Origin of the sequence: Rhizobium sp. 1399 (assembly GCF_031455475.1) — a bacterium.
GTDB lineage: Bacteria > Pseudomonadota > Alphaproteobacteria > Rhizobiales > Rhizobiaceae > Rhizobium.
Map to the genome: position 1 here is coordinate 24,775 of NZ_JAVDSU010000016.1, position 14,565 is coordinate 39,339.

12 protein-coding genes are annotated in these 14,565 nt (G+C 60.0%); 11 read left to right on the plus strand and 1 reads right to left on the minus strand.

Annotation, left to right across the window (positions count from 1 at the left end; all coding sequences use genetic code 11):
* Positions 1–15: 15 nt before the first annotated feature.
* The 4 genes from J2X71_RS32705 (at position 16) to J2X71_RS32720 (ending at position 6,543) form a co-directional block, all read left to right on the plus strand.
* Positions 16–2,577: a TonB-dependent hemoglobin/transferrin/lactoferrin family receptor gene (locus J2X71_RS32705; RefSeq protein WP_310388961.1), complete on the plus strand. Its 2,562-nt coding sequence runs from the start codon at positions 16–18 to the stop codon at positions 2,575–2,577.
* A 76-nt stretch (positions 2,578–2,653) separates the two neighbouring features.
* Positions 2,654–3,391: a hypothetical protein gene (locus tag J2X71_RS32710; protein WP_310388962.1), complete on the plus strand. Its 738-nt coding sequence runs from the start codon at positions 2,654–2,656 to the stop codon at positions 3,389–3,391.
* Positions 3,392–3,398: 7 nt separating this feature from the next.
* A complete protein-coding gene (locus tag J2X71_RS32715) occupies positions 3,399–5,246 on the plus strand; it encodes a type I secretion system permease/ATPase (protein WP_310388964.1) in 1,848 nt (615 codons plus the stop codon).
* Positions 5,233–6,543: an HlyD family type I secretion periplasmic adaptor subunit gene (locus J2X71_RS32720; RefSeq protein WP_310388966.1), complete on the plus strand. Its 1,311-nt coding sequence runs from the start codon at positions 5,233–5,235 to the stop codon at positions 6,541–6,543. The genes J2X71_RS32715 and J2X71_RS32720 overlap by 14 nt, the downstream gene beginning before the upstream one ends.
* A gap of 348 nt (positions 6,544–6,891) precedes the next feature.
* Here the strand turns inward: J2X71_RS32720 and J2X71_RS32725 are convergent, their stop codons facing one another.
* Positions 6,892–7,140 carry a hypothetical protein gene (locus J2X71_RS32725; protein WP_310388968.1) on the minus strand — a complete coding sequence of 83 codons (249 nt, stop codon included), beginning with the start codon at positions 7,138–7,140 and terminating at the stop codon, positions 6,892–6,894.
* On the opposite strand from J2X71_RS32725, the gene J2X71_RS32730 reads away from it, so the two are divergent.
* The 7 genes from J2X71_RS32730 (at position 7,130) to J2X71_RS32760 (ending at position 14,551) form a co-directional block, all read left to right on the plus strand.
* Positions 7,130–8,854, plus strand: coding sequence for a penicillin-binding protein 2 (locus J2X71_RS32730; protein ID WP_310388970.1), 1,725 nt, complete (start codon positions 7,130–7,132; stop codon positions 8,852–8,854). The genes J2X71_RS32725 and J2X71_RS32730 overlap by 11 nt on opposite strands.
* A gap of 158 nt (positions 8,855–9,012) precedes the next feature.
* On the plus strand, positions 9,013–9,654 hold the full coding sequence (locus J2X71_RS32735; RefSeq protein ID WP_310388972.1) for a TetR family transcriptional regulator: 642 nt from the start codon (positions 9,013–9,015) through the stop codon (positions 9,652–9,654).
* 111 nt (positions 9,655–9,765) lie between these two features.
* Positions 9,766–10,608: a metallophosphoesterase gene (locus J2X71_RS32740; protein ID WP_310388973.1), complete on the plus strand. Its 843-nt coding sequence runs from the start codon at positions 9,766–9,768 to the stop codon at positions 10,606–10,608.
* A gap of 16 nt (positions 10,609–10,624) precedes the next feature.
* Positions 10,625–11,920, plus strand: a complete 1,296-nt coding sequence (locus tag J2X71_RS32745; RefSeq protein ID WP_310388975.1) for an ABC transporter substrate-binding protein — start codon at positions 10,625–10,627, stop codon at positions 11,918–11,920.
* 81 nt (positions 11,921–12,001) lie between these two features.
* A complete protein-coding gene (locus J2X71_RS32750) occupies positions 12,002–12,955 on the plus strand; it encodes a sugar ABC transporter permease (protein ID WP_310388976.1) in 954 nt (317 codons plus the stop codon).
* A complete protein-coding gene (locus tag J2X71_RS32755; RefSeq protein ID WP_310388978.1) occupies positions 12,945–13,805 on the plus strand; it encodes a carbohydrate ABC transporter permease in 861 nt (286 codons plus the stop codon). Before J2X71_RS32750 ends, J2X71_RS32755 begins: the two co-directional genes overlap by 11 nt.
* Positions 13,806–13,807: 2 nt before the next feature.
* Positions 13,808–14,551, plus strand: coding sequence for a tyrosine-protein phosphatase (locus J2X71_RS32760; protein ID WP_310388980.1), 744 nt, complete (start codon positions 13,808–13,810; stop codon positions 14,549–14,551).
* Positions 14,552–14,565 lie beyond the last annotated feature (14 nt).

The window sequence follows — 14,565 nt, forward strand, 5'->3', positions numbered from 1 at the left end:
CGGCGAGCGCGGTTGTTGGCGACAACGACTTTCGTAATTTTATCGGTCGTGACCAGCGCTCGCGCGCAGTCGACGCCGGCCGGTCAGGTACAAGCACAAGCGGCCACCGCACTCCCCTTCAATATCCCGTCCCAGCCCCTGGCGAGTGCAATCCGTGCGTTCGGGCGTCAGTCCGGCATGCAGATCACGCTGTCGTCGGCGCCGACAGGCTCAGTGAACACCAGCGCCGTCGTCGGCCGATTGACGCCTGCCGACGCGCTTGATCGAATGCTGTCGGGAACCGGAATATCGGCACATATTTCCGGAGATGGCGGCGCAGCGATGATCGGCAGCGCCGAGATCGTGAACGCCATTCCGCAGGAGGATGGTGTTACCCAGCTTGCTCCGATCGTCATCAAGGGCGGCCGGCGTGCAAGTTCCGGTTCGGGCTATCGCGGCACGCCCGACTGGGTCTACGAGGAGCCGGCAAGCGTCAGCGTTATTTCCAGGGAAGCTATTCAAAGCTCACCCGCCCGCAACGCGCGCGACCTGCTCGACACGGCCGCTGGCGTCTATGCCAACCGCTCCGAGGGGCAGAACCCCGGCGTCACGGTCAATATTCGCGGTCTTCAGGATCAGAACCGCGTCGTCACCATGATCGACGGGGCGAGGCAGAATTTTCAGCGCAACGGCCATGGATCAACGCAGCGAACCTATGTCGAAACTGCCTTCATCCGCGAAATCGACGTCGAAAAGAGCGGCACGTCGGGCGTTGGCGGAGCCGGCGCACTCGGCGGTTCGGTCAACTTCCGTACCGTCGAGGCCGATGATCTCATAGAAGACGGCCGCCAGTGGGGCGGCGAGGCAAACGCGACCGTCGGCACCAACGAGTTCCAGTTCGATGGGGCAAGCATGGCGGCGGTCAGACTGTCGGACAGCTTCTCGGTGCTCGGTGGCATCAGCCACAAGAAGATCGGCGCCTATGACATTGGCGAGAACGGCGACATCAAGCTCTATGACAGCTCCGTGCATGACGGAGCGGCGATTTTCACGGGGCAGGACTCCTACTCCTACCTGCTGAAGGCTGAGGCGGAACTCACCGACGATCTCGACACATCGCTGACCTGGCTTCGCAACGATTCCGATTTCAGCCAGGGCTCCTACAACAATGATGGCGACCTTGATGAGGACACGCAGCAGGTCCTGAACGATACTCTTACTAGCAGCCTTCACTGGGATCCGGACAGCGAGCTCATCGATCTCAACGCACGCCTCTGGTACAACCACACGCGAAACCGCGAGAAACGCTATGGCTCGGCCATCAACGACGACGGTTTTCCCGTCAATTACGCTCTCGGCACACTGGGTTTCAGCATCGACAACACCAGCCGCTTCGACACCTCGGCCGGTTCACTTTCGCTGAATTACGGTGTCGAAGCTTTCTTCGATCGCGGCAAGACGGAGACGCTCGAGGACTACTTCCTCAACGGCGTCGACATGACAGCCACCTATACCGGCACGACCCCATCAGGCGATCGCGATGTCTATAGCGCCTTTGCCAATGCCACCTTCGAGCATGACGATTGGCTGATGGCGCAGGCCGGCCTGCGCTACGACTACTACAATCTGTCGGGCGATGCATCGCTCTACGGCCTGGAAGTGAAGACCATCGATAACCGGAGATGCCGGTTGTACTTCCCTAATGGTGTGACCTGCCGGATCTGGACAGGCACCATCGATCGCGTGACGGTCTATCCGGAAAATGTCATCCCTGTCGACAATTCGGACGGCGCGCTGCTACCCTCCGCCATGCTCGCGGTCAAACCCGTCGACTGGCTGCAGCCCTTCGCCAAATATTCGCGCAGCTTCCGTCCCCCGACGATCATGGAAACCTTCCTGACGGGCGGTCATCCCGGCGTCAATCTCGTGGAAAACGCCCCCAATCCCGATCTCGTGGCCGAAGAAGGCAACACTTTCGAGCTTGGCGTGAATACCACCACCGACGGGCTTTTGTCCGCTGATGACAGCGTGCGCCTGAAGGCCGTCGGCTTTTATCGAGAGATCGAAAACTATATCGCGCTCGGGACAGTTCATCGCGCCGAAACGGGCCGCGACTACGCCTCTTATGTCAATGTCGACGGCACAACGCGCATGAAGGGCATCGAACTGGAGGCGAGCTACGACGCAGGCAAATGGTATGCCGGCCTTTCCTATACCTATCTGAAGACGGATTTCGGCACGAGCTACAACTACGACGGCACGAGCTACGAGATCGAGCCCTCGATCATTTTCGTGCCGCCGCGCAACAAGTTCACCATCGATGCGGGCATGCGGCTTTTCGACGACAAGCTGACGATCGGCGGTCGCGCCACCCATGTCGGCGGCACGTCACCCAACATCGGCGTGTTGGCGAGCAACTACGTCACCGAAGACTATTCGCTCTACGACATATACGGGTCCTACGCCTTCAACGACACCGTCAAGCTTCGCTTCGCCGTCAACAACGTCACCGATGTCGCCTACGTCCCGGCGCTCGGGACCATCAGTCTGCCCGGACCGGGACGCACGGCGACGGCATCGCTCAACTTCAAGTTCTAAGCAATTTCCCGGCCGGCAGGTCGCGGATCCGAGGTTCGTCGATCGACGGACAACCAACCATCAATGGAGAAAGACAATGAGTGTAGGAATTCAGGTCCCCGCCGGTGCGCCCGATTGGGTCAACTATCTCGAAACCACGTGGCTCAACTCCTTCTCATATCGCAGCCATGGCTCGTTCAGCCCGGGCTCGGCGCCTTATGACCAGTGGGTCGCCGGCAACGCCGGTACCGCCCAGTCGGGCGTCATTCTCAATGGCGATTTCAGCTATATTCCGCCGGGAGGCTTCGTCGGCTCGCTCGACACGCTGGAATTCGGCTCGCATCTGACCGGCAGCACGACCGCCGGCTACGATCTCAGCACCGTGCTGACGCTGGACCTGTCGGATGCCACAGCCTCCACCGCGTTCACCTATGCGATCTACTACCTCTCCAACTTCGCCGACCTGACGCATCTCTACGATTATCTCGGCGAACAGGGTACGACGCAGACCGGCAATAGCGGCGGCCTCGGCGAGACCCTCTACAGCTTTGCTGGCGACGATGTGCTGACAGGCGCCGGTGCGAGCGACTTCGACACCTTCTACTATCGCGCCGATCTGAATGCCGGCGGATGGGGCGACGACACCGTCACCGACTTCGTTGACGGCAACGACCTGATCGTTCTCGACGGTTATGGCTGGGATGATTACAGCGACTTCGTGACGGCTGGCGGCAGTATTTCCGGCTCGACGATCTCCTACGCCGGGAGCAGCATCGATGTCGCTTTCGCCGGCGGCGGCACGCTTGACAGCTCCGATCTGATCTTCGTCGCGTGATTGGCCGATGAGGAACCAGTTTTTGGTTCGGACGTCGTCGCAGCGTTTCGCTGCGGCGACGATCCTTCCGCTGAAGAGCAACGCTGTCAGCATCGCCCTCATCAGCGGGGTCGTCAACCTGCTTGCCCTGACATCGCCCCTGTTCATGCTGCAGGTCTATGACCGCGTGCTCGCAAGCGGCAGCGTTCCGACGCTGATTGGTCTGGCGGTGCTTGCCGCCGGCCTCTACGCATTTCAGGCTGTCCTCGATATCGTCCGCGCCCGTGTCTTGTTGCGGATCGGCGAGCGGTTCGACGGAAAGCTCAGCGCCCGCGTTCATGAGGCCGTGATCCGCCTTCCGTTGGTGAGCCGGTCGCAAGGTGACGGCCTGCAGCCGTTGCGGGATCTCGACAATGTCCGCGGCTTCCTGTCCGGCACCGGACCGACGGCCTTCTTCGACCTTCCGTGGATGCCGCTTTATCTCGGCATATGCTTCCTCTTCCATGTCTGGATCGGCGTGACGGCGCTTGCCGGCGCGATCATTCTCTTCTCGCTGACACTGCTTACGAACGCCCTGTCACAAGCCCCCATCCGCGAGACCATCGCCCAGAACATGGCCCGCAACGGCCTGCTCGAAGGCACCCGTCGCAATGCGGAAGTCGTTCGTGCGATGGGGCTGGAAACGCGGCTCGCCCAACGATGGCTGAAGGTCAATGCCGCTTATCTTGCGGCCAACCGGCGGGCCGGCGACATCGGCGGCGGCTTGGGAAGCATGTCGAAATCGCTGCGCATGATCCTGCAGTCCGCCATCCTTGCTGTCGGTGCCTATCTCGTGATCACGCAGCAGGCCACGGGCGGCATCATGATCGCAAGCTCGATCATGATGGGCAGGGCGCTCGCCCCGGTCGAACTCGCAATCGGCAACTGGAAGCCGTTTCTGATGGCACGCCAGAGCTGGGCAAGGCTTCAGGACCTGCTCGACAAGATCCCTGAGGCCAACCCCGTCACGGCTCTGCCGCGCCCCGAACGTGAACTGCACATCGAGGCCGTGACCGTGGTGCCTCCGGGCGAAAGAAAACCGACGCTCGCCGGGCTCGGCTTCTCGTTGGCGGCAGGAAGCGCGCTCGGCGTGATCGGTCCGTCCGGATCGGGAAAATCGACCTTGTCGCGTATCCTCGTCGGCGCCTGGCAGCCATCGGCAGGCAAGGTTCGGATCGATGGCGCAAGCCTCGACCAGTGGGACAGTGCCGCACTCGGTGAGCATATCGGCTACCTCCCGCAGGGCGTGGAACTGTTCGACGGAACCATTGCCGAAAACATTTCGAGGTTCGAGGAAGCTCCTGATGCGGAAGCGATCATCGCCGCGGCGCGCACGGCCGGTGCCCATGAGCTCATTTTGAAGTTCGAACTCGGCTATGAGACGCAGATCGGCGAGGCCGGAACCGCACTTTCGGCAGGTCAGCGCCAGCGTATCGGCCTTGCGCGTGCCCTTTATCGCGATCCGTTTCTGGTCGTTCTTGACGAGCCCAACGCCAATCTGGACGCCGAGGGTGAAGCAGCTGTCGTCAGGGCCATCGCCGCGGTTCGAGATCGCAAGGGTATCGTCGTCGTCGTTGCTCATAGACCCAGTGCGCTTGGGATCGTCGATCACGTGCTGATGATCGAGAGCGGCAGACAAAAGGCGTTTGGCCCCCGCGACGAGGTTCTTTCCAAAGTTCTCAAGAGCGGTCCGGGCCTGCCGGCGGGCCGGGGCTTTCAGGCAACAGGCTCCAGCATTGCACCGCTGCGAGTGATCGCAAACGTTGCTCAGGCCACATCCGATGCAGCAAATGGCGCTAGCCCGGACAGTCAGGAGGATGCCGATGTCAGACATTGATGACCGCGAAGTCAGTCGCTCAATCCGGCGCCACCTGATGGTGGGCGTCATCGCCTCGCTCGCTATGGTCGGGGGCGCCGGGGCCTGGGCCTCGGTGACGGATCTTGCCGGAGCGGTGGTAGCGCCGGGGCATTTTGTCGTCGATTCCTATGTCAAGAAAGTCCAGCACCCGACGGGCGGGGTCGTCGGAGAAATCCTTGTCGGTGAGGGTGATGAGGTCAGGGCCGGTGACGTCCTCATGCGCCTCGACTCCACCCAGACCCGCGCCAACCTCGCGATCGTCACGAAGCGGCTCAACGAACTGGCGGCACGGCTGGCGAGACTTGAAGCCGAACGTGACGACCTAGATGACATTGCTTTTCCGGACTGGCTGCTTGCCGATCGTGAAGATCCGGAAGTGGCTGCAGCCATCCACAGTGAGTCTCGTCTGTTCCAGTCTCGGCGCGACGCGAGGGAAGGGCAGAAAGCCCAGCTCAATCAGCGCATCGCACAGTTCGAGCATGAAATTGCCGGGCTGAAGGCTCAGGAAGTTGCTTATGGCGAGGGAATAGAGGTTCTCAATACGGAAATATCCGCTCTGAACAGGTTGCGCGAACAGGGTATCGTTTCCGACCAGCGGCTGAACGGCCTCAAGACCCAGGCTGCGACTTTCGGCGGAGAACGCGGCGAGAAGATTGCGTTCCAGGCCCAGTCGGCTGGCCGGATTACGGAAACACGGCTGCAGATCCTGCAGATCGATCAGGATCTCAGAACCGAAGTCGGCCGCGAATTGCGGGAGGTCCAGGCGCAGATCGGCGAATATGTCGAGCGCAAAGTGGCAGCCGAAGACGACCTGAAACGCATCGATATTGTCGCTCCGCAATCCGGCATCGTGCACCAATTGGCGGTCCATACCGTCGGCGGTGTAATCTCTCCTGGCGATCCGATCATGCTGATCGTGCCGGAAGGCGATGATCTGGCCCTTGAAGTTCAGATCGCGCCGAAGGATGTGGATCAAATCCAGATCGGACATGCCGCCTTGTTGCGCATGACCGCCTTCAATCTTCGTACGACGCCCGAACTCAACGGCTTTGTCAGCAGAATTGCGGCCGATCTGACCACCGATGAGCGGTCCGGTCAGTCCTATTACATGGTGCGCGTCGCTATTCCGCAAGCAGAAAAAGAAAAGCTGAAGAGCCTCACGCTTGTCCCCGGCATGCCGGCCGAGGTGATGATCAAAACCGCTGACCGCACCGCCCTTTCCTATCTCGTCAAACCGCTTTCCGACCAGATCTTCCGCGCGTTTCGGGAGGACTGAGGCCGATGGCGATCGTTAGAAATCAAAGCGCGGCTGTCGATCGCTACCAAGCTGTCCGTGCAGTGCTGAGCGCGAACGTATAGGAAGAAGTGACAAGGGCAACGTGAGCCTTGAGCGAAACGGCACAGTTTCCGGGATAGGAGAGGTTGTGCTGGACTAGATGTTTGAGCAGCTCATCGGCGTTGCGCTTTTCAGTCAGCGGAAATGTCACAGTCATATGCGTTCCTCCGAGGAGCAAATTGACCCTTCGGAGGGATTTAGGCCCGAATTCTTTTGCGCTGCAACAAGAAAATTTTAACCGTAAAATTAAAATCGATTAGTTTTAGAGACGGTTATTTTAAAATCGTTTTAAATCATCCAGTGATTTTTGGCGCGGGCGTACAGAGCGGCTGCGACAAAATGCACGCAGCCGGATAAGACCTTGTTAACCATCCAGGTCTCAGATGGGCAGAAGTTTAAACGTTCTACCAGAGCCGTGGGAATGTGTTCCGCCGCGTAGGGCTTTAAATCCGCACATGCCTCCCCTCGAGAGTCGATGCCGACGGGTGGGTTATGCGCAAGTGCGTTCTGTTCTCGGTGTGTGGCAATGTCGATCATTCATAGTATCAGCGTAAGAAGCGGTCGGCTGGTAAAGCTCACCTTCGAATCTGCCCCCTTCACGCGAGCCGCTCGCAAGACCGCCGGAACGGCCCGGCAAGCCAGAAGCCGTATTGTCACCCTCGCAGGCGTCCTCGGCATCGTCTACGTCGGAATGTTCGGCAAGCTGATCTATTATGGCCTTGCCGTCGACACGACGACATCGAGCATTCCGCCAAATCCGATCATGGCCTCACGGCCGGATATCCTCGACCGCAACGGCGAACTCCTGGCGACCGATATCCGCACGGTTTCGATGTTTGCCGAGCCGAGCCATATGGTCGATGTCGATGAAGCGGTCGAGAAGCTCACGCAGCTTTTCCCGGAACTCGACCGGAAAACGCTCTATCAGAAACTGTCGGACAAGCGTTCGCAGTTCACATGGCTGCGTCGCCAGCTGACGCCGAAGCAGCAAAGCGAGGTTCTGGCTCTCGGCCTTCCCGCCATCGGCTTCCGCCCCGAAGTGAAGCGCTTCTATCCTGGCGGGCGCACGGCGGCCCACATTCTCGGCTATGTCGATATCGACAACAAGGGCATGGCCGGCATGGAGAAATATCTCGACATGCAGGGGCTTTCTGATCTGGAATCCACGGGGCTTGCGGTGCGCGAAAATCTGGAGCCGGTGAAGCTGTCGATCGACATCCGGGCGCAGAACGTCGTTCATGACGTCGTCACCGACGCTATCACCACCTATAAGGGTAAGGCCGCAGGCGCCGTCATTCTCGACATCCATACGGGCGAGGTTCTGGCCATGGCCTCCGCTCCCGATTTCGACCCGAATGACCCGCAGGCGACCGGCAGCGAAGGCTGGCTGAACCGCATGTCGAACGGCACTTTCGAAATGGGCTCGACCTTCAAGACCTTCTCGATGGCATTGGCGCTCGACAGCGGCACGGTCAAACTCTCAGACAGTTTCGATGCCACCGGCCCGCTGCATTACGGCGGCTTCATCATCCATGACGACCATGACGTGCCGCGCCGCTGGCTGACCATTCCGGAAATCTTCCGCTATTCCTCCAATATCGGTACGGCGAGGATGATGGATCTGGTCGGCATGGATCGCCAGAAGGATTATCTGACCCGCTTTGGCCTCTTGACGAAGATGCAGACCGAACTGCCGGAGGTGAAAACGCCGACGCAGCCGAAAGTATGGAAGAAGATCAACTCGATCACGATCTCCTTCGGCCATGGTGTCGCGACCACGCCATTGCAGACAGCGGTTGCCGGTGCCGCTCTCGTCGATGGCGGTGAGCTCATAGAGCCGACTTTCCTGCCGCGCTCGGCCGAAGAGGCAGCGAAAACCGAGCAGCAGATCGTCAAGAAAGGCACAAGCGACACGATCCGCGCACTCTTCAAGCTCAATGGCGAACAAGGCTCCGGACGCACGGCCGACGTGCCTGGTTTCCATGTCGGCGGCAAGACGGGCACGGCGAACAAGGTCGTGAACGGCCATTATTCGCACACGCTGAGCTTCAACGCCTATCTCGCGGCCTTCCCGATCGATGCGCCGAAATATGTCGTGCTGTCCTTCATCGACGAACCGCTGACAGGCCAGCACGGGCTCACCTTCGCGACAAATACGGCAGCACCCATGGTGCATGACATCATTAGCCGCGCCGCGCCCATTCTGGGCGTCGAACCGGATTTCGGGCAGAACCTGCTGGCCTCATATTGAGGGGCAGCGGGCGCGGTTTGAAATCTTCTGTGGCGGTTTTTTGCTGCTGAGCAGTGCAGGCATCGTTGCCGGCAATGAAGTTCATCGAACTTTCATCGCGTTGCGTCATCCGGGCTACATACTTGCGGCCTAGGTCATTGGGCGAAGGTGCGCGCCTCATGTCCAGTCGAACGAACGTCACTGCAAAACGCCTCATGGATGCCTGCGAGCTGCTGCTTTGCGAGGCGCATGCCCCCGAAGAGCTGACCGCACGCCGGATTGCGATCCAGGCGCAAGCGACGCCTTCGGCGATCGCCTATCATTTCGGGTCCCAGGAAGAACTGATCACTGCCGTTGCCGAGCGCGTCTATCGCCGGCTGAACGCCGAGCGCCTGAGCCTACTGCAGAAAGCCGTCGATCGGCGGGCGCCCAATCCCCCCGATATCGAGGAGGTGATTGCAGCCCTTGTTGGTCCGTCGATCCGCTGGGCGACCGATCCGACATCGAGCTATCCAGTGCTGTCGCACTTCACCTCGATGGCCCATTCCCACCGTGACGGTGCGCCTCACTATCGTCGCATCATCGACGATGTCGAGCATCACAGGGCCTTCATTCCGCAATTGAAGCGGATCGCGCCCTGGCTCGAGGAAGTGGATATCGGCTGGCGCCTGAACTGTGCGCTCGGCATCCGCTCGCAGGTCACCCGCAGCAGGCAGCGCACCGAGCTTCTCACCAATCATCAGATGGATCTCGACAATCCGGATCTCGTCATAGCGCGCATGGTGGAGGTGATTGCGCCGATGTTCCGTCGGGCTTCCTGAGTTTCGCGGATGAAGTCCTAACGTCTTTCGAACAGCATTCGAAATCCGTCACGCCTGCGAAACACGCCCCCTCTATCGGTTTTCATCAGAGAACCGTCAGGGAGCCTTCCGATGCGCCGCGAGACCACTTTCATTCATCTGACCGACCTGCACATCGGCACCGCCGATGACGATCATCTTTACAGCGATACGACCGAGACGCTCAACCAAGTGCTCGATCTGGTCGCCACAGTCACGCCTAAGCCGCAATTCGTGATAGCCAGTGGCGACCTCACCAATCGCGGTGATGCGGAGAGTTTCCGTCGACTGAAGGAGATCATGGATGCACGCATCGACGTGCCGGTGATCTATGCGCTCGGCAATCACGACACCCGTCCCGGTTTTTACGAGGGTATGGGCGTTACGACCGAAGATCCGGATGCCCCCTACGATCACGATGTCGTCGTCGATGGCATCCACATCGTCACGATCGACTCCTCTACGCCGGGACTGATCGGCGGAACAATCGATCCGGAACAGTTCGACTGGCTGGCCTCGACACTGGATACGCATCCCGATCTGCCGAAGCTGATCGTCGTTCATCATCCGCCGGCTCTAGGTGAAGAACCCGATACAACCCACTGGCGGACCATTCATTTTCCGCAGTCGGAACGCTTCAGATCGCTGCTCAAGGGCCGCGATATCATCGGCATCCTCAGCGGCCACATCCATCATGACCGCGTGTCTGTCTGGCACGGCATCCCCGTCGTTGTCGGCACCGGCCAGCATGCAGCGACCGACATTCTGCGCACCGACATTTTGCGCATGGTGCGCGGCGCCTCCTTCGGCATCGGCACCATCCGCCCGTCCGGCCTCACCATGGCCTTCGTACCGCTGCCATCGGACCGCGCCGAACTCAACACCTATCCGCTCGAAATGCTGTTGGCGCGGGCCGTGCCCCTCGCGGCCGAATAAATTTCAGGAGACATCCATGTTGCGCAGAACCACTTTGAAGTTCACGGCAGCACTCGCCGCCGTCTCGCTCTTACCATCAGGCGTATTCGCCGGAATGCCCGCATCCGTCGACAAGCCGGTGACGATCAGCTTCTACAATTACAATCTCGCCTCGGCGAGTGCCGGGGCCGATGCGACCAAGGAACTGATTGCCGGTTTCGAAAAGAAATTCCCCAACATCAAGGTCGAGACCGTTGCCGTCCCGTCCAACGAGATCATGTCGCGCGTGCAGGCCGATATCGTCGCCGGTAAGCAGCCAGACGTGGCGCAATTGGTGTTCCGCGATTTGATATACGTCGCCAGCGACCTTGGCGCCAACGCGCTGGAAGACATGGTCGATGCGAACGAACTGAAGGATCAGTTCGCCGGCATGATTCCGCAGGGCCTCGAGCTCGGCAAAGTCGATGGCAAGACCTATGGCCTGGCTTACACGTTCTCGACACCGATCCTGTTTTACAATGCCGACCTCTTCAAGCAGGTGGGCCTCGATCCGGACAAGCCACCGAGGACCTGGGACGATATCAACGTTGCCGGCAAGGCCATCAAGGAGAAGACCGGCAAGAACGGCTTCTTCCCCGGCGCCTACGGCCCGACCGACGGCACTTTCGTCTATCAGTCGATCGTCATGTCGAATGGCGGCAAGGTGCGCGACGGCGACAAGCTGACGTTTGCCGACAAGGACGCGGCGGACGCCGTGAAGATGCTGCGCAACATGGTCGACAGCGGCGCGCATGCCAAGATCGATCCGGCGAGCGCATCCGACACGTTTGCCGCTGGCAACATGGGCATGTTCCTCTATACGAGCGCACTACTGTCCAGCGTCAAGAAGTCGGCTCAGGGCAAGTTCGAGCTGCGGCTTGCACCGATGCCTTCCTTTGGCGACAAGCCGACGGCGCCGACCAATTCCGGCAGTGCCCTCTTCGTCTTCAGCAGGGACCCCGACAAGCAGCGCGCCTCCTATGAGCTGCTTAAATATCTTACGAGCAAGGAAGCCTACACGATCATCACCAGCAAGATCGGCTACCTGCCTCTGCGCCTCGATATCGTCGACGACCCGAACTATCTCGGCCCCTGGCTCAAGGAAAATCCGATGTTCCGGGCCAACATCAAACAGCTCGACCGACTGACCGCCAATATCGCCTTTCCCGGACCGAATTATCGCCAGGTCGAAAAGATGATGATGGACGGTGTTCGCGAAGCTGTCTTCGGAAGCGGCGACCCGGTCGAAGTGCTGAAGAGTGCGCAGGAGCAGGGTCAGGACCTGATGCCATAAGCCCATCTTGATCTTCACGAGGAAGGTGAGGGGCGGCGACGAGGGCCGCCCTTTACCGACAGTCGATCGGAGCTTTCGCCAATGACAGATATCCAGGCAGAGGTGGCCACACCCGCCACAGCGAAAATGGCTTCGGTGCGGTCGGAAATGACCCGCGAACGGTTTACCATTGCACCTTGGCTCTATCTGGCGCCTGCGCTCATCCTGCTGATGGTCTGGACCTACATCCCGCTTGCCGAGACATTCCGCCTGTCTTTCTATCAGTGGAACATGCTGCCGACGTCGCCGCAACGCTTTGTCGGACTGACCAATTACCAGCGGCTGCTGGCGCTGCCGGAAATGCGCAACGCTCTCTGGAACACGCTCTATTACACGATCGGCTTGTTTCCGATGTCGGTGATCATTCCGCTTTTCGTGGCGATCTGGACGCAGGATCTCGGCGGCCGTGCCCGGACGATCTACCGGTCTCTGATCTTCGTGCCGATGATCATTGCTCCAGTCGTAGCCGCCATCCTGTGGCGCTGGCTGCTGAACGAAGACCAGGGGCTTATAACGCTTGCTCTCGAGGGTCTTGGCCTCGGCCGCATCGGCTTTCTGACTGATCCCCTCTATGCCCTGCCGACGCTGACCTGGATCACCGGCTGGAAGCTGATCGGCTTTTCGACATTGCTCTTTTCCGCCGCCAATGCGGGTATCAACCCGTCCTATATCGAGGCGGCGCGCATCGACGGTGCCAGCCGTTGGCGCATCATCCGCGATATCAGGCTGCCGCTGCTCTCGCCGACGATCCTGCTTCTGTCGATGATGACGGTGCTTTTCGGCGCGCAGTGGAGCTTTGCCTATATCAATGTGCTGACCAATGGCGGCCCGCTGAAGTCCACGACCAACATCTTCTACCTGCTCTGGGAATACGGCTTCCAGACGCTTTCAGCTGGCTGGAGCTCGGCCGCCGGTATGATCGCTTTTGCCGGCTTCGCGGTGCTTGCTGCCCTGTGCATGTGGTTGACGAAGAGGTTTGCCTTCTATGACAACTGACAGACTCGACGATCATAGGCCGAGCCGATCGGCTCCGTCCCGCGGATTGGTGCGCAAACTCGGCGTGCACGCCATCATGGTGCTCCTTTCCTTCGTTTCGATCTTTCCGATCTACTGGATGATCGTCACATCGTTGCGGCCGGAGAACGAGATCTTCTCCACTGCACTCTGGCCATCCCGTCCGACCTTCGACAATTACCTCTTCGTGTTAACGCGCGTGCCGATGCTGCAGATGCTCTTCAACACGGCGATCGTAGCAGCCGCGACTGCCTTGCTGCAGGTGGTGACCGGCATGTTTGCCGCCTACGCGCTGGTGCGCTGGCGAATGCGGCTATCGTCTGTCGTCCATGGTCTGATTGCGCTCTCCTGGCTCGTGCCTTTCCAGGTCACGATGATCCCGAATTATGTGCTCGCCTCCAGGCTAGGGCTGCTCGACACATTGACGGGCCTCGTCGTGCCGAATGCCGCCCACGCTTTTGCTATCCTGCTTCTCTATCATGGCATGAGGGCCTTCCCGACCGAAGTGCTGGAGGCTGCCCGCGTGGATGGGGCACGAAGCCTGCGCATCCTCTGGCAGATCGTCACGCCCAACATGGGCGCGCCCATTGCCTCCTTGTCGATCATCGCCTTCATTTCCGCCTGGAACGAATATTTTTGGCCGCTGCTCCTGTCGCGAAAGCCGGAGAATTCGGTCGTGCAGATAGGCCTGCAGATGTTCATGACCCAGGAGGGCAACCTCTGGGGGCCACTGATGGCGGCGGCGGCACTCGCCAGTCTGCCGATCCTGCTGATCTATCTCGTGCTCCAGCGCCACGTCATCGAATCCTTCATGAAATCCGGAATCCGCTGATCATGCAAAATTATGAGAGACTTATCGCGCTGGAAGGCGCCCATAACGTGCGCGACCTTGGCGGCTATCCGGCTGGCAATGACAGGCAGACGCGCTGGCGCTCGGTCCTGCGCGGCGACGCCCTGCATGCGCTGAGCGAAGCCGACATCGAGGCGCTGATCGCCCATGGGGTCACGACGGTGATCGACCTGCGCAATTCTCAGGAACTCGCACGTGAAGCCAATCCGTTCTTGAATGATCCGCGCGTTTACTACGAAAACGTCTCGTTGTTTTCGGCCCTAGCGCCGGTCGAATTGATGGCAGTGGAAGCGACCGATTTCGACATGGGCGACCGTTACTGTCACGCCCTCGACAATTGCCAGCCGGCGATCGCCAGGGTGCTGACGGCGATCGCACACGCACCCGATGGGATCGTTCTCTTCCATTGCACGGCCGGCAAGGATCGCACCGGCATCATCGCCGCTTTGATGCTGGCGCACGCCGGCGTCGATGAAGCAACGATTATCGAGGACTATGCGCTGACCGGCTCGATATTCGCGCCCTTGCTTACCGACTTCCGGGCACGGGCAATCGCACGCGGCGTACCTTCGGACCTTGCAGACCTGATACTCGCCTCGGCACCGCAGAGCATGGCCCGGGCACTCGGGTACCTTGCCGGGCATTATGGCCGCGTTGGTTCCTATCTCGCGCAGATAGGCTTGGGCGAAGCGGAAATCACCAGCCTCAGGCAGCGGCTGTGCGATTGAGGCTTGCTCTGACG

What these genes read in the sequence shown, in the direction of transcription:
- J2X71_RS32710 (WP_310388962.1), top strand. Translation starts at nt 2,654, where the DNA reads ATGAGTGTAGGAATTCAGGTCCCCGCCGGTGCGCCCGATTGGGTCAAC.
- J2X71_RS32715 (WP_310388964.1), top strand. Translation starts at nt 3,399, where the DNA reads ATGAGGAACCAGTTTTTGGTTCGGACGTCGTCGCAGCGTTTCGCTGCG.
- J2X71_RS32720 (WP_310388966.1), top strand. Translation starts at nt 5,233, where the DNA reads ATGTCAGACATTGATGACCGCGAAGTCAGTCGCTCAATCCGGCGCCAC.
- J2X71_RS32730 (WP_310388970.1), top strand. Translation starts at nt 7,130, where the DNA reads ATGTCGATCATTCATAGTATCAGCGTAAGAAGCGGTCGGCTGGTAAAG.
- J2X71_RS32725 (WP_310388968.1), bottom strand. Translation starts at nt 7,140, where the DNA reads ATGATCGACATTGCCACACACCGAGAACAGAACGCACTTGCGCATAAC.
- J2X71_RS32735 (WP_310388972.1), top strand. Translation starts at nt 9,013, where the DNA reads ATGTCCAGTCGAACGAACGTCACTGCAAAACGCCTCATGGATGCCTGC.
- J2X71_RS32740 (WP_310388973.1), top strand. Translation starts at nt 9,766, where the DNA reads ATGCGCCGCGAGACCACTTTCATTCATCTGACCGACCTGCACATCGGC.
- J2X71_RS32745 (WP_310388975.1), top strand. Translation starts at nt 10,625, where the DNA reads ATGTTGCGCAGAACCACTTTGAAGTTCACGGCAGCACTCGCCGCCGTC.
- J2X71_RS32750 (WP_310388976.1), top strand. Translation starts at nt 12,002, where the DNA reads ATGACAGATATCCAGGCAGAGGTGGCCACACCCGCCACAGCGAAAATG.
- J2X71_RS32755 (WP_310388978.1), top strand. Translation starts at nt 12,945, where the DNA reads ATGACAACTGACAGACTCGACGATCATAGGCCGAGCCGATCGGCTCCG.
- J2X71_RS32760 (WP_310388980.1), top strand. Translation starts at nt 13,808, where the DNA reads ATGCAAAATTATGAGAGACTTATCGCGCTGGAAGGCGCCCATAACGTG.